Here is a 23342-nt window from a genome sequence, read left to right on the forward strand (position 1 = left end):
TAGAGTTAGCCAAATGATGGGCATACTAAGGGCTAAATATCCTATGCAGTTTAGCCCTGTAAGATGAGGTCGTTGTCCATGAGTGCAACCGTAGATACAACTGTTTTACTGTCTGGATATCAGTTGATTGAGCAGCTTTATCACGGCTCTAAAACCCTTGTTTATCGTGGAATACGGCGAAAGGAAAGTGTAGCGCAACCTGTGGTGATTAAGCTGTTGCAACGCGATTATCCTAGCTTTAGTGAACTATTACAATTTCGCAATCAATACACCATCACCAAAAATTTAAATATTCCTGGTGTTGTCCGCCCTAGTTCTCTAGAACCCTATGGCAACAGCTACGCTTTGGTCATGGAAGATTTTGGTGGGGTATCATTGGGAACATATAGTCAAACCCACTCTTTGTCTTTGGTGGATGTATTAGCGATCGCCATTCAACTGGCAAATATTCTACATGATCTCTATCAAAATCGTGTCATCCACAAAGATATCAAACCCGCTAATCTGCTAATTCATCCTGATACTAAAAAAATTCAGCTCATCGATTTTAGTATTGCTTCACTACTACCCAAGGAAACCGAAGCCGTTAAACACCCGAAGGTTTTAGAAGGGACACTCCCCTATCTCGCACCAGAACAAACTGGAAGGATGAACCGGGGGATAGATTATCGTAGCGATTTTTATGCTTTCGGTGTGACATTATTTGAGATGTTAACAGGACAGTTACCTTTTATATCAGATGATCCTTTGGAATTAGTGCATTGTCACATTGCCAAACCTGCGCCCTCGGTGTGTGCATTACGACCAGAAATTCCCTCAGTAATTGGAGAAATCATAGGGAAATTAATGGCGAAGAACGCCGAGGATCGTTATCAAAGTGCATTGGGCTTGCAGTATGATTTACAAAATTGTTTGGAACAACTGCAAAATACAGGTAAAATTGAGGCATTTGAGATTGCTACACGGGATATTTGCGATCGCTTCCTGATTCCTGAAAAACTTTATGGTCGGGAGGAGGAAGTCGCTACACTACTCACAGCCTTTGAGCGTGTCAGCAATGGTAATTCTGAACTGATGTTAGTAGCTGGTTTCTCTGGGATTGGCAAAACAGCCGTTGTCAATGAAGTTCATAAGCCCATTGTTGAGAAGCGGGGCTATTTTATTAAAGGTAAATTTGATCAATTTAATCGCAGTACGCCCTTCTCGGCGTTTGTGCAAGCATTTCGTGATTTAATAGGGCAATTGTTGAGTGAGAGTGATGAGCAATTGCAGACTTGGAAAACCCAGCTTTTACAGGCTTTAGGTGAAAATGGACAAGTCATTATTGAAGTCATTCCCGAATTAGAACGCATTATTGGCGAGCAACCCCCTGCTAGAGAATTATCTGGGAATGCAGCACAAAATCGCTTTAAATTACTATTTCAGAACTTTATCCACGTTTTTACTAAACCGGAGCATCCCTTAGTTATCTTTTTAGATGATTTACAATGGGCAGATTCCGCTTCCCTCAACTTAATGCAAGGATTAATAGCGGAGTCAAAAATAGGTTATTTGCTGCTGCTTGGGGCATATCGTGACCATGAAGTTTACCCTGCTCATCCTTTGATGTTGACTCTGGAGGCAATCGAGAAAACAGGAGCAACAATCAATACAATTACTCTACAACCATTGAGTTTAACTAGTCTCAATCAATTGATTACGGATACCCTAAATTGTACAGCAACCTTAGCGCAACCATTAACTAAATTAGTCAACCAAAAAACCCAGGGTAATCCCTTTTTTGCTACCCAATTTCTCAAGGCATTATATCAAGATGAACTGATTTATTTTGATTTAGTAACCGGATATTGGCAATGTGATCTTGTTCAAGTGAAGGCAGCAGCGTTAACTGATGATGTGGTGGAATTTATGGCATTGCAGTTACAAAAACTGCCACCAGTCACCCAAGATATTTTAAAGTTAGCTGCTTGTATCGGCAATCAATTTGATTTAAATACCCTGGCGATCGTCTCGGAAATATCTCCAGCAGAAACATCTACAATCTTGTGGAAGGCATTACAAGAAGAGTTAATTCTCCCCCTGAGTGAAACATATAAATTCTTCCAGTCTAGCCCACATCAAACAACAGGCGATTGCCAAATTACCATCAGCTATAAATTTTTCCATGACCGTGTACAACAAGCTGCTTATTCTCTAATTCCCCAAGAGCAGAAAACAGCTACTCACTTGAGAATCGGTCAACTCCTTTTAACTCATACCCCAGAAACAGAATTAGAAAATCGCATTTTTGATATTGTTAATCAGTTAAATGTCGGTGTTGCTTATTTAACGGATCAGCCTGAAAAACAGCGATTACTGGAATTAAATTTAATGGCTGGGCGTAAAGCGAAAGTTGCTACTGCTTATGTTGTCGCTGTCGATTATTTAAATACAGCCATCAAACTCCTTGAAGAAGATAGTTGGCAAAATCAATATGAACTTACTCTGAGTTTATATGATTTGGTAGCGGAGACTGAATATTTAAATACGAATTTTCCCACTTCCGAATTACTAGTGAGAGAAATACTGGTAAATGCCAAACATACCTTAGATAAAATCAAAGCTTACGAAATTCAAATTCAAGCTTATACAGCGCAAAATAAACTCATAGAAGCGATCAATATAGGTAGAGAAGTTTTAGGTTTACTTGGTATTGATTTGCCCGAAGATGGCAACATAGAAACCATCATAACTGAACATGGTCGATTGAAGTCACTGTTTGGGGAACGGCTGATTGAAGATTTAGTAAATTTACCCGAACTGACAGATTTACAACAAGGTGCAGCTTTAAGAATCTTATGTGGTTTATTTGCTCCGATTTATCTTGCCAAACCAATGCTGTTACCTTTAAAGATATTCACAATGGTGAAAATCTGTATTCAATATGGTAACTCTCCGCAATCTGCGATCGCTTACAGTTTGTATGGATTATTTTTGTGTGCATCGGAGGAAATTGCTGATGGCTATCAATTCGGTCAATTAGCCATGACAGTGTTGGATAAATTTAATGCCCAAGAGCTAAGAAGTAAAGTTTATCTAACTTTTGCACTGTTTATTAAACATTGGCAAGATAGTATTAACTCCACTTTAAATATATTTTTAGAAGGTCTCAAAAGTGGTCTAGATACTGGTGATTTAGAATATGTTGGTTATTGTGCCAATTGTTATGCTCAGTTTTTATTCTGGACAGGACAAAATCTAGAAATTGCCGAAGCAGAGGCTAATAAGTATTGTGCTTTGATGCAGGATCTTAAACAAGATGTCTCGTTAATTTGGGGAAATACATGGCGACAAACTGTCATGAATTTACAAGCTAAAGTTGATAATCCACAAATGTTAGTGGGTGAATGTTTTGATGAAACCGTCACTCTCCCTGCTTTAATTTCTAGCCGTAATACCAATGGTATTTGTTACGTTTATCTGGCTAAATTATTCTTGGCTTATTTGTTGGGAGCAGATGAGCAAGCTATTAAATACGCCAGTCTATTTGAAGAGTACGAACAGGGTGCGGCTGGTTTATTAATTGTGCCGTTGAAGAATTTTTACCAATCCCTGAGTATACTTTCGTTGTATCCCAAGTTGGATACCGAGCAACAATCTCGCCATTTAGAAAAGATTACAAATAATCAACAAAAAATGCAAAATTGGGCAGATCATGCGCCCCTAAATTATCAACATAAGTTCTATTTAGTCGCAGCCGAAAAACATCGCGTTTTAGACGAGAAAACAGCTGCGATAGAATTATATGACCAAGCGATCGCCCTAGCCAAAACCAACGGTTACATCCAAGAAGCCGCCCTAGCTAACGAACTAGCGGCTAAATTCTACCTGGACTGGGGTAAAGAAAAAGTCGCCGCCGCCTATATGCAGGAGGCTTATTACTGCTATGCCCATTGGGGTAGCCTCGCCAAAACCAATGATCTAGAAAGCCGCTATCCCCAACTGTTACGTCCAATACTGCAACAAGTCATTCACCCCTTGAGCATTTTAGAAACCTTCGCCAGCCTCACTAGTTCCGTGCATTCTACCCGTCACCAAAGTTCTTCCAGCACCAGCATTAACCATATGCTGGATTTTGCCGCACTACTGCAAGTATCCCAGGCAATTTCTAGCACGATTCAACTAGATAAGTTACTACAAACCATGACTGAGACAGTGCTGGAAAATTCCGGGGCTGATTATTGTGCTTTAATACTGTGTCAAGAGGGCGAATGGCAAGTCAAAGTAATAGCTAACTCTCAGCAAACCTCCTTACAATCCACTCCCCTGGAAAACAATCCTACTGTTCCTGTCAAGCTCATTCAGTATGTCAAAAATACCTTAGAAACAGTTGTCATCCATGATCTAAAAACCGAGATACCAGGTGTGATGAGCAATTATCTTGATCAGCATCACCCCAAAAGCGTGCTATGTTTGCCGTTAGTTAATCAAGGTAATTTAAGCGCGATTTTATACCTAGAAAATCAAGTTACCAGTGATGTGTTTACAAGCGATCGCCTCCTGGTGCTGAAATTCCTCTCTAGCCAAGCCGTGATCGCCCTAGAAAATGCTCGTCTTTATCATCAAGTGCAAAAAACCCTAGAGGATCTGCAACAAGCACAAGTGCAAATTGTACAGAGTGAAAAGATGTCTGCATTGGGTAACTTAGTAGCTGGGGTGGCTCACGAAATCAACAATCCCGTCGGCTGTATTGTTGGTAATATTGGTGCAGCCCAAGAATATATTAACGACCTGTTGGGAGTGATTGACCTCTATGGTGAGAAATTTCCCCAGCCCGGTACGGAAATTGAAGATGAACTACAGGCAATTGACTTAGAATATCTGCGGGAAGATTTGCCCAAACTCATCAGGGCGATGAAAGACGGAAGCGATCGCATTAAGGCTATCAGTGAGAGTTTGCGTACATTCTCCCGCGCCGACAGCGACCAAAAACAGCCCTTTAACCTCCACGACGGTCTTGAAAGTACCCTGCTGATTTTACGTCATCGTCTCAAAGCTAACCAATATCGCCCAGCCATTGAAGTTATCACCGAATACGGCAATCTTCCCCTGGTGAAGTGTTTCCCTGGACAATTAAATCAAGTCTTTATGAATATTCTCGCCAATGCCATTGATGCCTTAGATGAATCAAATCCAGGATATAGCTTTACTGAAATTGAAGCCAACCCCAATCGAATTATCATTCGCACCACTGTCGCAGGTGAACAAATCAAGATTGCAATTAGTGATAATGGTCACGGTATCCCAGAAGAAGTGAAAGCCAAAATTTTCGATCACCTGTTCACTACCAAAGGAGTAGGTAAAGGTACGGGTTTAGGACTAGCCATCGCCCATCAAATTATCGTAGAGAAACATGGAGGGGCGATCGCGGTTAACTCTCAACCAGGTATAGGAACTGAGTTCTTATTAACATTGCCAATCTCTTAGAGGTTGTTTGAAAAGTATGATTTTAAACATCAAAATCATAAGGGAACACCAAAAAATACATTATTCCAAATAGACGGTTAATAGGGTGCGTCAGTATGAATAATTTCTTGCTATAGCTGGTTTTTCTCGCACTGACGCACCCTAAATTTTGGATATTTTTTTATTTGTAAGTCCCTAAAAACCTAACCCCTTGAGCCTCCCCTGCCTATCTGAACCATATTGCCCCCTAGCCCCCAATCCCTTTTAATATTTAAGTATGTGAACTCAAAATTTTCCTGTAAATTGTTTTGCCAAAGCTTGTGAACTTTTCTATTGGTTGCGCTGTTTGGGCTTATAAAGGTTGGGTAGGCGAACTTTATCCCCCAGGAACTCGTGCTGGGGAATTTCTTCACCTCTACAGTCGTCGCTTCACTACCGTAGAAGGTAATACTACTTTCTATGCAACACCAAATCAAGAAACTGTCAGCCGTTGGGCAAAAGAAACACCACCAGGCTTTGAGTTTTGTTTGAAATTACCACGGGATATTACCCATCAAGGTTTATTAAAACCCTATATTCCCGCCGCTTTAACATTTTTGGCAGGGATGCGCCCTTTGGGTAAGCGTCTTGGCCCTATATTTGCCCAGTTACCACCAAGTTACGCACCAACATTAATTGAAGATTTGGCTGCTTTTCTGGAAGCTTGGCCGCGCACAACAGCACCCCTAGCCCTAGAAGTAAGACATCCTGACTGGTTTCGAGAACCCCATACAAGTAATTTGACACAGCTTTTAGAAAGTCTGGGCGTGGGAAGAGTACTACTGGATTCACGGCCTATCTACACGGGAGATGATGACCCCCAGTTACAATCAGAACGACGTAAACCAAAATTACCATTACAATTTAGCGTAACTGCACCTTTTAGCTTGATTAGGTTTATTTCCCATCCTAATTTGGCAGTGAATCAACCATTTATGGAAGAGTGGGTACAACAGATTCAACAATGGTTACAAGCAGGGACAAAAATCTATTTCTTTGTTCATTGTCCTATAGAGGAGCGATCGCCTAACACTGCCCGTCACTTCCAAAAACTCTTAGAACAGAACGGTGTACCAGTCCCACCGCTACCGTGGAATCATCTGCAATATCCACCTAATCAACTGAATCTCTGGTAACTTTGGGGGTGTAAGTGAAAGAATTAACAAGTGGAATCGATAGAGTTTTATTCACACCCCTACACCCCTACACCCCTAATTAACTAGCCTCAGCCAATTTGTTTTCTATTTCTGATAACTCGATGCCACCAGAGAAAGTTTTACTATTCATAATGAAGAAAGGTGTGCCAGCAATAGCTAACTTTTGCGCTATTTGGATATCTTTACTAATTGCGGCATCAGCAAGCAGGCGATCGCTGTTAAACTTTTCTAAATCTAGATTGAGTTTTTTGGCAATATCTAAATACAAAGTTTCACCAAGTTGCTTTTGATTAGTAAACAAAGCATCGTGATATTCCCAGAACTTACCTTGCTGAGTGGCTGCCCAAGCTGCCTTGGCTGCTGGCATAGCTTCATTATGAATGGGTATCAAAGGTAGATGTTTATAAACTAAGGTTATTTCACCTGGATGCTTTGCTAGTAATTGTTTCAATGTGTCATGGGCTTTCGCACAGTAAGGACATTGAAAGTCAGAAAATTCTACTACTACCGCCTTTGATTGAGTGGCACTAGTAGTAGGAGAATCACCAATTACTGCTTGTGGATTATTTTTTAAATCTTGGAGAAATGCCTGCCGTATTTGATTGACTTGCTCTTGTTGTTGCTGTTGGTAAACTTGCACAGAATCAATAATTACGTCTGGATGTTCGCGGAGAATTTGTAGAACCTGTTCTTCTAGTTTGGGACTGATGCGGCTGGCTGCTTGCACCGGTAAAGACCAACTTAAAACTAGGCACAATAGACCGAATATCACCCAATTACGTAGATACTGAAATAATTGACGCATAGAAACATCTGGGAGAAAACAACACCTCCCTAGTATTCCCTGGAATTGCGCGAAGTAATAGTCTTGTTGCAAAAATCCAAAATTTTAGAAATCATTAGGACTTACGCACACAGGTTGTCTGTTGAGACCGGATGTCAGGGTGTAAGGTTTTCAAACATTTATACCCCTATACCCCTACACCCCTATACCCCTACACCCCTATACCCTTCTCCCAACCCTTGATCTTTCGTTTTCATGGGTAAGTCCTCATCATTACAAATCAATGACTTTACTATCAATAGGTAAAGAAAAATCACGCGACCACTCATTCCAAGAGCCAAAATAATTCCTAGCAGCAATTCCCACTTCATGGAGAGCCATAATTGTATTAGCAGCCCTAGAACCTTTAAAGCAATAAACATACACAGTAGACTCGGAAGTAATCCCGACTGATTGACAAATGTCTAAGATTTCTGCTGTGGAACGGAACATGGGGATTCCCGTTTCAGAATTCATGAAAAGATGCCATTCCAACCAGATAGCGTTGGGGATTCGACCCTTGCGGGGACAAAAATCAGCACCGTAGGGAGAAGAACTCAGTCCTTGCCATTCGGGGCGATCGCGCACATCTAATTTTATAATGGCTGGATTATCCAGCGCCTCTAACATCTCGCTTGTCGTCACTATCATCTCAGCTTGGGGACGTAATCTAAAGATACTGCTATCCCCTTGCGGAACTTCATCAGTGGTAGGTAAACCAGCCGCCAGCCAAGCTTGATATCCTCCGTGTAAAACAGATACCTGAGGACAACCCAAATACTTGAGTAAAAAAGCGGCTCGACAAGATTGTCCGTAGCCTCTATTGAACGCATCTTCATAGACAATTATTCTCTCCCCCCCAGATATTCCTAAATTGCTCATAATTTTTGCAAAATACTCTTGCAAGTTCTTTAATCCGGTAGGAGAAGAATCTGCTGAAAGATAAGTGAAAAAATCTCGAATATTAACAGATTCAGGAATGTGAGCAACTGCATAATCTTCGGGAGCGCGTGTATCGATAATGACGGTTTTAAATGATTTTAGTGCTAATAAAGACGTGAGTTCTTGAGGAGTGATGAGGAGTTTTGTATTCACGCTTTCATACTTCTGTTATCGTGCTATTGGGCATTATCGCGCCCAGTTAATTTGCACTTTGAAGTAAAAATAACAGAAGTTGACTATAAATTTAGGTAAGCGTTAGGCTTAGGCGATCGCTACTTAATTCATAGTTGTATTATTTATAAATCATCTAGTTTTTCTAATTTTAATACTACGGTTTCCAACTCAGATTCTAACTGCTCGATAGTTGGTAAATTATCTTGCACAAACTCCGGCAAGTTATCTTTTAATTGATATGTAGAAACACCAATAGGTTTATACATATCTCGTAGTGAATATTCGGCGATCACTTTATTTTTACTTCTACACAAAATGATTCCAATCGTAGACTGATCATTAGGGTGTCTCAATAAATCATCTACGGCACTCACATAGAAATTCATTTTGCCAGAAAACTCTGGTTTAAAATCTTCAATCTTCAAATCAATCACCACAAAGCAGCGTAAACGCAGGTGATAAAACAATAAATCTATATAAAAATCTTCGCCACCAACCTCTAGATGATACTGGCTACCAACAAAAGCGAAACCAACTCCTAACTCCAGCAAAAAATCACGGATGTGCTTGATTAAAGCACGCTCTAAATCCCTTTCTAAAAAATCTTCGCCTAAGTTGAGAAAATCAAATGTATAGGGGTCTTTTAATAACTGCTGTGCTAATTCTGATTGTGGTTGAGGTAAGGTGTTGTTAAAGTTTGTGGTTGCTTTACCTTGGCGTTGATATAACTTGCTTTCAATCTGGTGAACTAAAACATTGCGACTCCAACCATTTTGAATGGTTTGCTGTGCATACCATAAACGCTCTGCTGGATCTTTAACAGCATCTAAAAGACGGACATTATGACCCCAAGGAATTTGTGCAACAGCTTGTTGCACAAACTCTTCATCATTATAAGCTTCAGCAAATGCCCGCATATACTTGAGGTTTCTAGATGAAAAGCCTTTGATGTCCGGAAAAGCCTTTCGCAAGTCAGAGGCCAGTCGATCAATTACTTTTGCACCCCACCCTTGCTGCTGTTGCCGATGGAGAATATCTCGCCCAATTTGCCAGTACAGCAAGACTAACTCTTTATTGACTGCAACTACCGCCCTTAATTGTGCGTTGGAAATTCGCGTCTTTAAATCAACTAAAAAATCTTCGTAACCTACAGTATCAGATGTACTACCTTGTGAAAATTTAGGTGTATTATCTGCCATAAATACTTTCATCACCTGACTAACTCTCACTTTACTGTAAGTTGACTAACAATACAGACAGGCTCGGAATTAGATCAAAATAGAAATGTCACTTGTTGTTTATCCTAACCCCGTGCGTAATCTCCAAGAAACTCATTTAAACCGCGCCCGTGCCAGCTTGAGACAAGCACTGTCTTGGTATGGATATCTTCGTAAATCGGGGCATTTATCATCTAACCCAGAGTTGGCTGGTTTGGTGAAACCAGAAATTGAAGCTTTAAACTCCACACTGAACAAGCTGGACTCGAATGTGATTAGAATCGCCGCTTTTGGTCTGGTGAGTCGCGGTAAGTCGGCGGTGTTAAATGCTTTATTGGGCAGTAAAATTTTGCAAACAGGCCCCCTCAACGGTGTGACTCAATGGCCGCGTTCTGTACGTTGGCAGCCAGGGGGCAAGGTGATAGTAGAGTTAATTGATACCCCAGGACTGGATGAAATTCAGGGTGAGTCTCGCGCACAAATGGCGCGGGATGTGGTGCGTCAAGCTGATTTGATTTTATTTGTGGTGTCTGGGGATATTACCCGCACTGAATATCAAGCACTCTTGGAATTACGACAGGCACAGAAACCGCTAATTTTGGTTTTTAACAAAATCGACTTATACCCAGATACAGACCAGGCGGCAATTTATCGAAATTTACAACAACTAGGCGCAGGAAACCCCCAAGCCAAGCCTTTATTACCTGACGAAATTGTTATGGTGGCGGCGGAACCTGCACCGATGGAGGTGCGAGTTGAGTGGCCTGATGGGCGGGTGAGTTATGAATGGGAAACACCACCACCCCAGGTAGACGAACTTAAGCAGACCATTTTAAATATTCTCAACCGGGAAGGCCGATCTCTCCTCGCTTTAAATGCCCTAATTCAAGCAAGGGACGCAGAAGCAGCGATCGCCCAAAAAACTATTGACATCCGCCAACAAGAGGCGGAAGATATCATCTGGCAATTTACTAAATACAAAGCCCTCGCTGTAGGACTAAATCCCATTGCCTTTTTGGATATTCTCGGCGGAACCGTGGCTGATTTGGCTTTAATTCGCTCTCTGGCGCGGTTATATGGTCTGCCTATAACTAGCTATGAAGCCGGAAAAATTTTAAAAACAATCTTCATCAGTTCCGGTGGCTTATTGCTGGGAGAATTGGGTAGTAGCTTTTTATTAGGATTAGGTAAAAGTGCTGCGGCTTTAACTAGTGGCGATAATCCTACAAATGTTACTGCCTTTGCTGGAAGTGCGATCGCTCAAGCCGGAATTGCCGGTTATGGAGCCTATTCTGTTGGCAAAGCTGCCCAAGTATATCTGGAAAAAGGCTGCACTTGGGGGCAGTTAGGCGCTAGTACCGTAATTACAGAAATCTTGTCTCAAGTTGACCAAAATACAATTCTGTATCGGCTGCAACAAGAATTAGGCATGAAATATTGAGAATAAATAAATAATATTGCCCTAATTATTACTATTGTTGAGAAATTGTCAATTTCCATCAAATTCCTCTGATAAACGTGTTCAAATGCAATTTTCAGAGGCAACATAAAAGATATGGCAGTTATTTGCTAATAGTCCAGTTAGCACAGCACTTATACCTGTTTCCATTCAAGATGAAAAGAGAGGAATTCCCAATAAGATTGGCTCACAAAATGGCGGTGTTCACCACTACAATCTTGGGAAAGCCTATCTAAACTGGAAATATCTGCTCTGAAATCAGTTAACTGTTAACTGTTAACAGTCACAGCGTAGTCATAAAAAGGCGAAAAACCATGACAATGACCTTCAACGTAGCCCCAGCAGCCGCAAACTCTGACAACAACGGGACTACAAATTTAGAAAAAGCCATCCTCGCAGCGATCGCTGAAGCTCGTAATACTTGCGAACAAAATGGTGATGGTTCTCCCAACTGTGCCGTAGCTTGGGATATTGTGGAAGAATTACAAGCTGAAAAGTCTCATCAACAGCAAGCACAAAAACGTAAGAATTCTCTAGAAAGTTTCTGCGACCTCCATCCAGAAGCCTTGGAATGTCTGATTTATGATGTTTAATTAATAGGACTTACGCACCCAGATTTTCTGTTGAGAACGGGTGTAAGGGTGTAAGGGTTTCCAACATTTATACCCATAACGGCTAACTGGTAAAACACAATTACCAATTAGCCATTACCAATTTCTTGATAAATATTTAACCCGACTTGATATCAGTCATAGCCAATTGAGTAACTTGTTGAATCGCATTTAAATCTGGTGGTGGCGTTTCGCTTTCCATGTTCAACCATAGGAGATATTCGATATTTCCCGCCGGGCCAGTAATCGGTGACCAAGTTAAGCCCTTATACTTCCAGCCTAATTTATCAGCCGCTTGCCACACCTGAAAAATAGCGTCAGCTTGGTCGTGGGGATCGCGAACAACGCCTTTTTTACCCACACGAGATTTTCCCACCTCAAACTGTGGCTTAACCAATAGCACGGCTTCTCGTGGGGGTTGAGTTAATTGCCATAAGGCTGGCAAAATCTTAGTTAAGGAAATAAAAGAAACATCCACCACTGCCAAATCGGGGATAGCATCCCCATCACCATATAAATCTTCAGGTTGCAATTGACGTAAATTAGTACGTTCGCGCAAAATCACCTGAGGATTGTTTCGTAAACCCCAATCGGTTTGCCCGTAACCCACATCGATACCGTAAACTAGCTTTGCCCCAGCTTGGAGTAAACAATCAGTAAAACCACCCGTAGATATGCCCCCATCCAAGCAAACACGCCCATTTACAGAGATGGCGAATAATTCCAAACCCTTAGCCAGTTTCTCACCACCACGGGAAACAAAGCGCGATCGCTCTTTAATTTTAATCTGAGCCGCAACATCAACCTCTGTCCCCGGCTTATCAATTACCTGTTCATTAACAGTCACTTCCCCCGCCTGAATTAGCCTCTGTGCTAAAGTGCGAGAATTACATAAGTTTAACTCTACTAATAAATTATCTAGTCGCTGTTTAGCCAAATTTACCTTCCACAAATATTCTGGAAATACTAATAATATCAATTCTGGCTAATTACTTACCTTATTCTTAACCTCGTTGCAGGCTATTACAAATTACCCAAGTCTGCTTAAAACATATTCACGAGTGCGAGAATCATGAGGGCTGTTAAATATTTTCTTAGTCAGACCAAATTCAACTAATTGACCAATTCTACTTTCATTGCCTTTAAAAAATGCAGTGAAATCTGATATACGACTAATCTGAGGTAAATTATGGCTGACTATCACCATCGTTAATTCAGAACGAAGACGTAAACTCTGAATTAAACTTTCTACTTTCATACTAGCTATAGGGTCAAGACCAAAACAAGGCTCATCCATTAACAAAACTTTTGGCTTAACTGCTAAAGCACGGGCAATACAAAGTCGTTGTTGTTGACCACCAGAAAGGTCTAATGCGGATTTGTGTATTTTATGTTTTATTTCATCCCACAAATCAGCATCTTTAAGTGCGGATTCTACAATATCATCTATTTCTAATTTTGGTCGCCATCCAACTATTTTTACCCCATAAGCCACATTATCATAAACACTCATGGGGAAAAGATTAGGTTTGGGATGTACCATACTCACTTGTCGGCGTAGCCGATTCAAGTTAACTCGACGCTCATAAATATTTTGATTAAAAAATTCTACCCTGCCTTCTACACGCACTTCTGACTCTAGTTCATTCATCCGATTGAGACATTTAAGGAAGGTAGATTTTCCACAACCACTAGGGCCAATAATAGCAGTTACTTTGCTCTGGTATATCTCCATAGACACCCCCTCAAGTATTTTTTGGGTGTCATAATAAAAGCTGAGATTGTTGACTTTAATGGCTGGAATTAGTTTACTCATAAAAAGGCTGGCAATAAATATTGACTCGACAAAGTAGTAGAAATCAGTGCTGTTGTTTCACGATTTGTGAAGCCAATATTGAATAGTCATGCTTCCAGATTGGGAAGACCAATATTCATTTATAGCTAGATAGCAGTTTTTATCAAACAGATATTTGCATCACAAGCATTTTCTTTACCAAAGATATGTGGTATGATTCAATCAAGTTAAAATCAAGCAGTTAGCAACCCAAACTAAACCTACACTTACTCATGAGTTTAAGGTGAGGTAATTTTTTGTTTATCGTTTGAAATTATCTCATTCCTGTACCCCAATATCAGGAAGTATATTACTTTTATTGCCTAAAGATTGAAAATACTAGTGTATACACTGACTAAATTTAATTTAGACGCTCTGATAAATGGTGATAATTAATTCATGAGACAGATATCTAATACAACACTTACTTAATCATTTATATCTCTGTATTTTACAAAGTATATAATAATTACTATTTTATAAGATGTATTAAAAGTCTTGGTAAACTCATTCGCCCATAAGCGATAAAGTTTACCAAGACTTTATATTATTTAGACGCAAGAAATTTACCCAAGAAATTAGTTGGTCATTTTTATAAATATAGGGCTTACGCAAGTGTCATCATCAAACTAACTGTAGTGTGCGTCAACCCGGATATGATGGGCAATGCCCACCCTACAGATACTTACTTGATTTTGAATTTTGAATTGGTATAATTTATTGTTTGGTGTTTCCTAAATACCTCACTTTAGCCAAAGCGACCTGAAACATAGTCACGGGTGCGAGAATCGAGGGGGTTGCTAAAGATTTGAGTAGTTACACCAAATTCCACCATTTGACCAATACGACTTTCATCCGTACTGAAAAAAGCTGTGAAATCAGATACGCGAGTTGCTTGCTGCATATTATGCGTGACGATCGCAATGGTCAATTCTGAGCGTAAACTATGAATAAGTTCCTCAACTTTCATCGTAGCGATGGGGTCTAGTGCAGAACAAGGCTCATCCATTAACAGAACTTTTGGCTTAATCGCTAAAGCACGCGCAATACAAAGCCGTTGCTGTTGACCTCCAGAAAGCCCTAAAGCTGATTTATTTAACTTATCCTTGACTTCTTGCCATAAAGCTGCACCCTTGAGCGCAGATTCAACAATTTCATCTAAATCTGCTTGTGGTAATTTAGCAGATATTCTCACACCATAAGCCACATTTTCATAAATACTCATGGGGAAGGGATTAGGTCTTTGAAAAACCATACCAATTTGGCGGCGTAATCTATTAATATTGATGCGCGGGTCATAAATATTTTGACCAAAGAAATCAACAACCCCTTCTACCTTGACTGGGCCTTCTAATTCGCTAATACGGTTGAGGGTTTTGATAAAGGTTGACTTACCGCAACCACTAGGGCCGATAATTGCTGTTACTTTATTGCGGTAAATATCCATTGAAATCCCTTCAATGGCTTTTGATGTGTTGTAATAAAAACTCAGGTCTTTAACTTTAATTGCAGGGATTAATTGTTGATTCATAGTGCTAAATTAGGTCAGTATAAATAATTGACTTTAGGTACAAGTAAATTAAGTATTATGTTTTTGCTGGGCATTGCTCATTATATAAGTGCCGAGATTTTTGAGAAAATCCAATCAGATTCCCACATAAAATCAAGAAAAAGCTTTTGTCTTATACCAACTTTATATAAGATTTCACATAATATAAAATTTATTGATTTATCTGCATTTATCTGCGTCCATCTGCGTTCAATTATTCTCGGCATATCATTCTATTTAGCTTCATATTAATTTTGTATGAGTGTGGGTTATATTTTCTATTTAATTTTCTTCTTACGAGTAACTAAACGAGAAAGCAAACTAAAGCTCAAAACTAAGCCTAGTAAAACGATAGAAGTTGTCCAGACGAGTTGATTTTTCTGGGGGTCAGGGTCGTTGTAAAGGTTGTAAATTAAGACTGGTAAGGAAGCTGTGGGGCCGAGTAATCCGGCTGACCAATCTAGACTAAATAAGGCTGTAAAAATTAGGGGTGCTGTTTCACCAGCAGCACGGGCTACAGCTAGTAAAATACCTGTGGTAATTGCGGGTATAGCAGCAGTAACAACGATACGAATGGTAGTTTGAAAGCGCGTTCCTCCCAAGGCGGCTGAGGCGAGGCGTTGGTCTATGGGAATGAGTTTTAAGGCTTCTTCAGTAGTCAGGGCGATGATAGGTAACATGATTGTGGCTAAGGCGAATCCACCAGCGATCGCGCTAAATTGTTTAGTAGCCAAAACTATTAAACCATAAGCGAAGATACCAACAACAATTGAGGGAACACCAGTCAGGATACTAACGATAAAGCGGACAAAGCGAGCTAACGGACTAGTTTGTCCAAATTCTGCTAAAAATATGCCTGTAAACAACCCTATAGGAATACTGAATAAAGAACCAAGAGCAACAACTGTAATAGTTCCTAAAATGGCATTACCAAATCCGTTATCGATGACAGATTTGACAAACATTTCTGCTTTTAAACCGATGATTCCTCGTGTAATAATTTCCCAAAGAATCGAAAATAAAGGAATTAAAGCTAATGCAGAGAATGCAAAAGCGATCACATTCATTACATAAGTAAAGAAAAGTCTTCTTGGTGGTAGAGGACTACATAACTCTGACGCTAAAAGCTGGTCAATTTCTGACGGTTGAGAACTGGTCATATCGTTGACTATTGACTATTGACTATTTATTCTTACTACCAACCCACTGCACTAATAACCTAGCGCTAATATTTACAGCTAAAGTGACAGCAAATAATACTAATCCCAAATAACATAAAGCCCCAATGTGTAATCCAGGTTGAGCTTCGGCAAATTCATTAGCTAATACCGAAGGAATTGTATAAGCTGGATCAAGTAAGGAAAGACTAATTTGCGCTGAGTTTCCTATCACCATCGTTACAGCCATTGTTTCGCCTAAAGCTCTGCCTAAAGCCAGCATGGCTGCACTGACAATTCCCGAAAATCCCGCAGGTAACAATACCCGAAAAATTGTTTCCCAACGAGTACCACCCAAAGCCATAGAAGCACTACGTAATTCTTTAGGGATGGCTCGCAATACATCACGGCTAATTGCTGCCATTGTTGGCAAAATCATAATGGCTAAAATAATCCCAGCCGTTAACATATTTGTGCCAACTGGAAATTCAGAATTAAATAATGGTATCCATTTAAAATTAGTTCCTAACCACTTTTGTACAGGTTCTAAAACTGGAATGAAAATAAAAATCCCCCACAAACCAATAATGACGCTGGGGATAGCAGCAATTAACTCTACAACAAACGCTAAAGTTGTTTGTACAGATGGTGGTAGGAAGTTTTCACTAGTGACTAAGGCAACAGCTATACTCACAGGGACTGCGAAGAAAATAGCGATTATGCTACTCACCAAAGTGCCGTAGATATAAGGCAATGCTCCGAAAATCTCATTAGCTGTATCCCAATCTTGACCCCAGAGAAAACCAATGCCAAACTTATCAATGGCTGGTTTAGCTTCGAGGAAGATGATCCAACTCATCACGAATAACACAGCAACGGCGATCGCTGCAAAAGTATAAACTAACCATGTGAATCCTTTGTCTAGCAAAAAATTTCTGCCGTCGTTAGCTGTTAATCCGAGATTTTCATGATCAAAATTGGGTGGAGCTAAATTTGTCATATAAATTTCAGCAATTATATTCATCAATATCTTGGGACTCGTAAGGGTGGACATATAGTCCACCCAACTGAGAAAAGCCAGTATTAAAATTCCTGACTATGGTTTGACGTTGCTATTGACTGTTTGCAACACACGATTAGCTACAGCATCAGGAATTCTTGTGTAATTAAGGTCATCATTGAATTGTTGACCGTCTTTTAGAACCCAATTGATCCATTTCTTGATGGCTTGAGACTTAGCCGCATCAGCATATTGTCTATAAACCATCATCCAGGTGAGTCCCACAATGGGATAACCTTGTCCTGGATCTCCCACAAAAACGCGGAAATTGTCTGGGAAACTGACAGCTGATAAAGCAGCGTTAGCAGATTGGAGAGAAGGGGCTACAAATTCTCCTTTTTTGTTTTGAATCTGCGCTGATTTGAGGTTATTTTTGGCTGCATAAGCATATTCAACATAACCAATAGAGCCAGGAGTACGAGCCACTAATGATGCTACACCAGGGTTTCCTTTACCTTTGAGGACATTAGGTAAAGTCCATTTGGGTGCAGTATTAGCGCCAATTCTGCCTTTGAAATAACCACTAATAGCACTCAAGTGGTTTGTAAAAATGAATGTGGTACCACTACTATCCGCACGCACAGCAAATCTAATTGGCTGGTTTGGCAGATTTACACCAGGATTATCAGCTTTAATTTTGGCATCATTCCAGTTGGTAATTTGACCAGAAAAAATTGCTGGTAGTGTAGTACGGGATAATCTCAGATTATTGACACCCGGAACGTTATAGACGACGGAAACAGCACCGCCGGCTGTGGGAACAAGGATGACACCATTTTTGACTTTAGCAATTTCAGCATCTGTCATTGCCGCATCACTACCACCGAAGTCAACAGTTCCGGCTGTTACTTGCCGAATACCACCACCACTACCAATTCCTTGATAGTTAATTCTCAGTTCTGGATGCTTTTTTCTAACTTCACGAGCATACCGTTCATAAAGTGGAGCCGGAAAAGTCGCTCCTGCACCGTTGAGAGTTTGAGCTTGAGCGATCGCTGTAAAAATAGGAGTAACAACAACAGCAGATGTTACCACAGCAGTAGTAAATACACGCTGTAAGACGGTGGTGGAAAAATTCATATTACCTCGTAACGTAGCGATTACTTTCGACTTTCATCACAGCAATCAAAAGGTTATATTTATTACCTTTAATTCAAGTTAAGTATAGGTAAACGAGAAGTTAAGATATCTTTAAACTATGCAATTTTCTTCTCTAGATTTTTCAATAAACTGTTGAAATAATTCTTGGCAGCAATGATGGGTTAAATTTAAGTGCTTACGGAAAAGGAGCTAATCTAATTATTCGGATATCCCAAAATAAATAAACCCAGCAGGGGCTAAAACAGCAGACCACCCGCCAGGAAGGCACGGTATATTCTCGCCATGTTTGATCGGGGTAGAGCTTATTTATGAGAAATAATGCCTATCCGTAATCAGGATAACTGAACTAGTTATAACTAAGGGTTAAGAAAATTCAGTGATATGGTTAATTTCAAGTTAAAATATACAAATACGGGAAAGAAAAGATATTACAAGAAAATATTGTTTTATTATGAATTGATCCATCAAAATTTTTCAATAAATTATGTCTTACGAAATAAATTTGTAGAGAAATATTTGTTTGTTTTAGTTTTTTAAAATATAATTAAAATAAATTTTACAGGACTTGATTTAAAATATAGATCAGATCCAATTATCATTGGAAATAAATGTCATATTTTTAAGTGTTTGATTTTAAATCATAAGTGGAACGACTTGGAAAAACAACTTATGTTAAGTGATGTAAAATACTAGGCTTCACTTCGCAGTAAGGAATTTAGTCCTTGTTTGAGAATTAAAGTTTTCACTACAAAAATTTAATTATTTACCCTGTTCTACTTAGTAAAAAGTTCAGCAGAAATAAATGTTTCTCCTATTGCAAGTTAAGGAAACTCAGAATTAAATGTACAGCAGATAAGAGCATAATAGTTAAATTAGAGCAATCCCCTAAAGGAAAGATAATTTTAGATTTTTGTATATTCATATCTCATTTTTTGAGATTAAAGCTAAATATATTTAGTAGTAGATTAAACTAAAGCAAGGCAGTTCCCCCGAAAATCCCAGGGTGAATTTATGCGGGTTATGTGTCTAAAGAAAAAACTAAGTTATCCCAGCTAGAAAATATGACGGCGGAACTAAAAGTGGCTAGTATTGATAATCACATCTCCTCCTTGTCAGGCGAAGTATCAATTCCCCAAGCTCCACCTGAATTTAAATCAGGGTTTATCGGCATTATCGGCCGTCCTAATGTCGGCAAATCTACCTTGATGAATCAATTAGTAGGACAAAAAATTGCCATCACTTCACCAGTAGCCCAGACAACACGCAATCGTTTGAGAGGAATTGTTACTACACCAGAGGCGCAGTTAATCTTTGTTGATACGCCAGGAATTCACAAACCCCATCATCAATTAGGTGAAGTACTGGTAAAAAATGCCAAACTCGCTATCGAATCAGTGGATGTAGTATTGTTTGTTGTCGATGGTACAGTGGCTTGTGGTGCAGGCGATCGCTTTATTGCCGATTTACTAATTCATAGCAAAACCCCAGTTATCTTGGGTATCAATAAGGTAGATCAACAACCCTCCGACTCCCAAAATATAGATGATAGCTACCAGCAGTTAGCAAGTGCATATCAATGGCCGACGGTAAAATTCTCGGCTAAGACTGGTGCAGAGTTGCCCCAACTACAAGAATTATTAGTAGAGCATTTAGAGCATGGGCCGTACTATTATCCCCCAGACTTGGTAACAGACCAGCCAGAACGGTTCATTATGGGGGAGTTAATCAGAGAACAGATTTTGTTGTTGACTCGTGAAGAAGTACCTCATTCAGTAGCGATCGCCATTGACTTAGTTGAAGAAACACCAACTATTACCCGTGTTCTCGCAACAATCCACGTTGAGCGGGACTCCCAAAAAGGCATTCTCATCGGGAAAGGTGGCTCAATGCTCAAATCTATCGGTAGCGCAGCCCGTGAACAAATTCAAAAGCTCATTGCTGGTAAAGTCTACCTAGAGCTATTTGTCAAAGTCCAACCCAAATGGCGACACTCCCGTGTCAGACTAGCAGAGTTAGGCTATCGCGTGGAAGAATGAATCAATTCAAAATTCAAAATACCCTACGGGAAGGCTACGCCAACAAAATTCAAAATAAAAAGTTAGTCATTAGTCATTAGTCAACAGTCAAAACAGTTTTGGACTCTGAACTATAGACTATGGACTATGGACTCTTAACTATTGACAAAAAAATGTCTCCAAATACCGGCTATTTTCTCAATCTGCCAAGTAATGCTCCCCGGTTGCGAATTTTGATTGTGGAAGATGATCCGATGATGCAACTGGGGTTGGAACAGTCATTAATGGCTCATCCCCAATTAGAGATTGTGGGACAAGCAGAAGACGGCTATTTAGGTGTACAAGCAGCACTAGCACTGAAACCGGATTTGGTAGTCATGGATATTGGCTTACCGCGACTTGATGGGATTGCAACCACACAGCAAATCAAGGCCGCACTACCAGAAACTCATGTGGTTATGCTGACATCCCATAAAACAGAAACAGAAATTATTGCCGCACTTTCTAGTGGTGCAGATGCTTATTGTATCAAAGGCGCAAGCATCGAGCGATTATTGAACGCGATCGCCGCCGCCGTCGATGGTGCAGCCTACCTCGATCCCCAGATTGCGCGACAAGTAATTGATCATCTCAAACCCCCCTCAGCGAAGGGAAACACCGCCAATCTATCTGGACGGGAGTTAGAGGTATTAAAACTCATGGTAGAAGGACTGAGTAACCCAGAGATAGCCGAAAAACTATATCTCAGTCCTAATACTGTGAAAACCCACGTCCGGGGAATTATGAATAAATTAGCGGTTGACGATCGCGTACAAGCTGCTGTTGTAGCGCTACGTTCTGGTTTAGTGTAGTTGGCGTAGCATCAGCAACAACGACTGATCCTGGTTGGAGTTGACCGACGGGCGCTGGCTGCATATCGCGGTAATCTAAGATTTGGACAACGATCAGATAGGCGATCGCTAAAATAATCGAAATAGCCCCTGTAATAATTGCCACAATTTTTTTGCGATCCATCATTAGTGCCTAAAATTCAATTTATCAGGATTTGCGGAAAACCCCATCAGTCTACACGGTGGGGATGGATAGCAGTCTGGGGAGCGCAGTAGACAATCATTCTTTTCCACCCGACTGCCCTTTAATATAATCTTTGACTATTTCCAGTGGCGCTCCACCACAAGAAACTACACATTTAGAATCATGCCATAGTTTAACTTTTTCCGACCAGTAAAACTTACCTATTTCTGATTTGTATTGTTGTCTCAAAATTCTGCTAGAAGCAGATTTAAGTGAAGCCATTAAATCAGAAATATTGTTGTCTGGGTGTAGATTGATAAGCAAATGTACATGATCCGGTTCTCCATTGAATTCCTCAAGGATGCACTGATGAGCCGTCAATACCCGCACAAAAATAGGCTCCATATCTGCAAGCATCGCCTCTGTAAAAACTAACCTACGAAACTTGGTTATAAAAACCATGTGTAAATGAATATCAAAAACTACGTGCGCTCCTTTTCTCAAACTATCTCTACTCACTTCGGGTCAACCTTAAAATCTGTGGTATCCTTTTGAGGGTAACATAACTACACAATTCGACTCATGCCGTATGGCTGCCAACAAATACTATTAAACCCTGATAATGATCTTCATGCAATCTTAGAGTTTTTGTGTGGTGAAGCCACAAAACTCTCTAATTGCGGGACTTACTATGCGCGTCAACTTTACTTTAAGACGGGTAAAATTCCTAGCAAATTTGATTTAAATAATGAGCTATCTAACAATATTCATTTTGCGGCAATGTATTCTCAAGCAGCACAACAATGTTTGATGGGTGTAGCGGAGTCATTCAAATCATTCATGGGACTGCTAAAAGGGATAAAAAATAGTACTGTAACGCAAAAACCAAAACTTCCAGGATATCGAGATGGCGGGTTAAGTTTGGTCACATATCCGGCTCAAGCTATAAAACTGAAACCACAAGGTTTACGTTTTCCGTTGGGTAGCAAGGTTAAAGCATGGTTTGGAATAGCCGAATTTTACTTATCTATGCCCTCGAATCTTGACCATAAGCAAATTAGAGAGTATCGGATTCTGCCTAGAAATGGTAAATTCTATCTTGAACTTGTTTACAAACTTCCGACCATTAAATCTGATGTGGATTTCGGTAAATGTCTTGGTGTAGATCCAGGACTCAATAACTGGTTAACCTGTGTTAGCAATATTGGCACATCTTTAATTGTAGATGGACTGCACCTCAAGAGCTTGAATCAATGGTATAACAAACGAGTCTCAGTTCTTAACGAAAACCAGCCGCAAGGCTTCTGGTCTAAGCAGTTAGCTGCTATCACTGAAAAGCGAAATCGACAAGTTCGAGATGCAGTTAATAAAACTGCTCGAATAATATTAAATCACTGCCTTGAAAATCGTATTGGAACAATCGTTTTTGGGTGGAATGAAGGTCAGCGTCAAAACATTAATCTTGGCAATAAGACTAATCAAACATTTGTACAAATTCCTACTGCTAGGTTGAAAGATAGAATCGCTCAACTCTGCGAACAGTACGGACTGAGGTTTGAGGAAACTGAAGAAAGCTACACAAGTAAGGCAAGTTTTTTAGACTCTGATTTGCTACCTACATTCGGCGAAAAACCTGAAGGGTGGCAACCATCTGGGAAAAGAGTAAAACGCGGTCTGTACGCTTGTGCAAGTGGTTTAAAAATAAATGCCGATGCTAACGGTGCAGCAAAGATAGGATCAATACG

At 40.1% G+C, this 23342-nt stretch carries 17 protein-coding genes and 1 pseudogene; 7 read left to right on the forward strand and 11 right to left on the reverse strand.

Going from position 1 to position 23342, the window contains the following annotated elements; all coding sequences use genetic code 11:
- Nucleotides 1-78: 78 nt before the first annotated feature.
- Both GSQ19_RS02300 and GSQ19_RS02305 read left to right on the forward strand, forming a co-directional pair.
- Nucleotides 79-5466 carry a trifunctional serine/threonine-protein kinase/ATP-binding protein/sensor histidine kinase gene (locus GSQ19_RS02300; protein ID WP_011321173.1) on the forward strand — a complete coding sequence of 1796 codons (5388 nt, stop codon included), beginning with the start codon at nucleotides 79-81 and terminating at the stop codon, nucleotides 5464-5466.
- 299 nt (nucleotides 5467-5765) lie between these two features.
- Complete coding sequence (locus GSQ19_RS02305) at nucleotides 5766-6620, forward strand: DUF72 domain-containing protein (protein ID WP_011321174.1); 855 nt, start codon at nucleotides 5766-5768, stop codon at nucleotides 6618-6620.
- Between the two features lie 79 nt (nucleotides 6621-6699).
- Here the strand turns inward: GSQ19_RS02305 and GSQ19_RS02310 are convergent, their stop codons facing one another.
- The 3 genes from GSQ19_RS02310 to GSQ19_RS02320 form a co-directional block, all read right to left on the reverse strand.
- The gene (locus tag GSQ19_RS02310) at nucleotides 6700-7446 is read right to left on the reverse strand and encodes a DsbA family protein (RefSeq protein WP_011321175.1); all 747 of its coding nucleotides are present in this window, start codon (nucleotides 7444-7446) and stop codon (nucleotides 6700-6702) included.
- Between the two features lie 252 nt (nucleotides 7447-7698).
- Nucleotides 7699-8559 (reverse strand): sulfurtransferase, encoded by an 861-nt coding sequence (locus tag GSQ19_RS02315; RefSeq protein WP_011321176.1) that lies wholly within the window; start codon nucleotides 8557-8559, stop codon nucleotides 7699-7701.
- Nucleotides 8560-8702: 143 nt separating this feature from the next.
- Nucleotides 8703-9791 (reverse strand): PDDEXK nuclease domain-containing protein, encoded by a 1089-nt coding sequence (locus tag GSQ19_RS02320; RefSeq protein WP_224311688.1) that lies wholly within the window; start codon nucleotides 9789-9791, stop codon nucleotides 8703-8705.
- A gap of 73 nt (nucleotides 9792-9864) precedes the next feature.
- Here GSQ19_RS02320 and GSQ19_RS02325 point away from each other — a divergent pair, with 73 nt between their 5' ends.
- The gene (locus tag GSQ19_RS02325; RefSeq protein WP_011321178.1) at nucleotides 9865-11238 is read left to right on the forward strand and encodes a GTP-binding protein; all 1374 of its coding nucleotides are present in this window, start codon (nucleotides 9865-9867) and stop codon (nucleotides 11236-11238) included.
- Nucleotides 11239-11570: 332 nt separating this feature from the next.
- Nucleotides 11571-11849 (forward strand): Calvin cycle protein CP12, encoded by a 279-nt coding sequence (locus tag GSQ19_RS02330; protein ID WP_011321179.1) that lies wholly within the window; start codon nucleotides 11571-11573, stop codon nucleotides 11847-11849.
- Between the two features lie 136 nt (nucleotides 11850-11985).
- On the opposite strand, the gene GSQ19_RS02335 is transcribed toward GSQ19_RS02330, so the two are convergent.
- The 6 genes from GSQ19_RS02335 to pstS all read right to left on the reverse strand — a co-directional run bounded on the left by GSQ19_RS02335 (nucleotide 11986) and on the right by pstS (nucleotide 18547).
- Nucleotides 11986-12804, reverse strand: coding sequence for a TlyA family RNA methyltransferase (locus GSQ19_RS02335; protein ID WP_011321180.1), 819 nt, complete (start codon nucleotides 12802-12804; stop codon nucleotides 11986-11988).
- Nucleotides 12805-12897: 93 nt separating this feature from the next.
- The gene (locus tag GSQ19_RS02340; RefSeq protein ID WP_011321181.1) at nucleotides 12898-13683 is read right to left on the reverse strand and encodes a phosphate ABC transporter ATP-binding protein; all 786 of its coding nucleotides are present in this window, start codon (nucleotides 13681-13683) and stop codon (nucleotides 12898-12900) included.
- A gap of 766 nt (nucleotides 13684-14449) precedes the next feature.
- Nucleotides 14450-15232, reverse strand: a complete 783-nt coding sequence (pstB, locus tag GSQ19_RS02345; RefSeq protein WP_011321182.1) for a phosphate ABC transporter ATP-binding protein PstB — start codon at nucleotides 15230-15232, stop codon at nucleotides 14450-14452.
- 296 nt (nucleotides 15233-15528) lie between these two features.
- Complete coding sequence (pstA, locus tag GSQ19_RS02350) at nucleotides 15529-16410, reverse strand: phosphate ABC transporter permease PstA (protein WP_011321183.1); 882 nt, start codon at nucleotides 16408-16410, stop codon at nucleotides 15529-15531.
- Nucleotides 16411-16432: 22 nt separating this feature from the next.
- A complete protein-coding gene (gene pstC / locus GSQ19_RS02355; RefSeq protein WP_041457039.1) occupies nucleotides 16433-17407 on the reverse strand; it encodes a phosphate ABC transporter permease subunit PstC in 975 nt (324 codons plus the stop codon).
- 96 nt (nucleotides 17408-17503) lie between these two features.
- Entirely contained in the window at nucleotides 17504-18547 is a 1044-nt protein-coding gene (pstS, locus tag GSQ19_RS02360) for a phosphate ABC transporter substrate-binding protein PstS (protein ID WP_011321185.1), read from the reverse strand.
- A gap of 1082 nt (nucleotides 18548-19629) precedes the next feature.
- Here pstS and era point away from each other — a divergent pair.
- Both era and GSQ19_RS02370 read left to right on the forward strand, forming a co-directional pair.
- Nucleotides 19630-20604: a GTPase Era gene (era, locus tag GSQ19_RS02365; protein WP_041457040.1), complete on the forward strand. Its 975-nt coding sequence runs from the start codon at nucleotides 19630-19632 to the stop codon at nucleotides 20602-20604.
- Between the two features lie 152 nt (nucleotides 20605-20756).
- A complete protein-coding gene (locus GSQ19_RS02370) occupies nucleotides 20757-21434 on the forward strand; it encodes a response regulator (protein WP_041457041.1) in 678 nt (225 codons plus the stop codon).
- Here the strand turns inward: GSQ19_RS02370 and GSQ19_RS29935 are convergent.
- Both GSQ19_RS29935 and tnpA read right to left on the reverse strand, forming a co-directional pair.
- Nucleotides 21364-21597 carry a hypothetical protein gene (locus GSQ19_RS29935; protein ID WP_104009984.1) on the reverse strand — a complete coding sequence of 78 codons (234 nt, stop codon included), beginning with the start codon at nucleotides 21595-21597 and terminating at the stop codon, nucleotides 21364-21366. The genes GSQ19_RS02370 and GSQ19_RS29935 overlap by 71 nt on opposite strands.
- A gap of 96 nt (nucleotides 21598-21693) precedes the next feature.
- Nucleotides 21694-22059, reverse strand: a complete 366-nt coding sequence (tnpA, locus tag GSQ19_RS02380; protein ID WP_235622522.1) for an IS200/IS605 family transposase — start codon at nucleotides 22057-22059, stop codon at nucleotides 21694-21696.
- Nucleotides 22060-22179: 120 nt separating this feature from the next.
- Here tnpA and GSQ19_RS29940 point away from each other — a divergent pair.
- Nucleotides 22180-23271, forward strand: a pseudogene (locus GSQ19_RS29940) (RNA-guided endonuclease InsQ/TnpB family protein); the annotation flags it as partial.
- Nucleotides 23272-23342 lie beyond the last annotated feature (71 nt).

Origin of the sequence: Trichormus variabilis 0441, from assembly GCF_009856605.1 — a bacterium.
GTDB classification, from domain to species: Bacteria; Cyanobacteriota; Cyanobacteriia; order Cyanobacteriales; family Nostocaceae; genus Trichormus; species Trichormus variabilis.

Excerpts from the sequence above, each read along its gene's own strand:
- GSQ19_RS29935 (WP_104009984.1), bottom strand. The coding sequence starts at position 21,597 with ATGGATCGCAAAAAAATTGTGGCAATTATTACAGGGGCTATTTCGATT.
- GSQ19_RS02320 (WP_224311688.1), bottom strand. The coding sequence starts at position 9,791 with ATGAAAGTATTTATGGCAGATAATACACCTAAATTTTCACAAGGTAGT.
- pstB (WP_011321182.1), bottom strand. The coding sequence starts at position 15,232 with ATGAATCAACAATTAATCCCTGCAATTAAAGTTAAAGACCTGAGTTTT.
- tnpA (WP_235622522.1), bottom strand. The coding sequence starts at position 22,059 with ATGGTTTTTATAACCAAGTTTCGTAGGTTAGTTTTTACAGAGGCGATG.
- GSQ19_RS02340 (WP_011321181.1), bottom strand. The coding sequence starts at position 13,683 with ATGAGTAAACTAATTCCAGCCATTAAAGTCAACAATCTCAGCTTTTAT.
- GSQ19_RS02370 (WP_041457041.1), top strand. The coding sequence starts at position 20,757 with ATGTCTCCAAATACCGGCTATTTTCTCAATCTGCCAAGTAATGCTCCC.
- era (WP_041457040.1), top strand. The coding sequence starts at position 19,630 with ATGACGGCGGAACTAAAAGTGGCTAGTATTGATAATCACATCTCCTCC.
- pstA (WP_011321183.1), bottom strand. The coding sequence starts at position 16,410 with ATGACCAGTTCTCAACCGTCAGAAATTGACCAGCTTTTAGCGTCAGAG.
- GSQ19_RS02310 (WP_011321175.1), bottom strand. The coding sequence starts at position 7,446 with ATGCGTCAATTATTTCAGTATCTACGTAATTGGGTGATATTCGGTCTA.
- GSQ19_RS02325 (WP_011321178.1), top strand. The coding sequence starts at position 9,865 with ATGTCACTTGTTGTTTATCCTAACCCCGTGCGTAATCTCCAAGAAACT.
- GSQ19_RS02300 (WP_011321173.1), top strand. The coding sequence starts at position 79 with ATGAGTGCAACCGTAGATACAACTGTTTTACTGTCTGGATATCAGTTG.
- pstC (WP_041457039.1), bottom strand. The coding sequence starts at position 17,407 with ATGACAAATTTAGCTCCACCCAATTTTGATCATGAAAATCTCGGATTA.
- GSQ19_RS02330 (WP_011321179.1), top strand. The coding sequence starts at position 11,571 with ATGACAATGACCTTCAACGTAGCCCCAGCAGCCGCAAACTCTGACAAC.
- pstS (WP_011321185.1), bottom strand. The coding sequence starts at position 18,547 with ATGAATTTTTCCACCACCGTCTTACAGCGTGTATTTACTACTGCTGTG.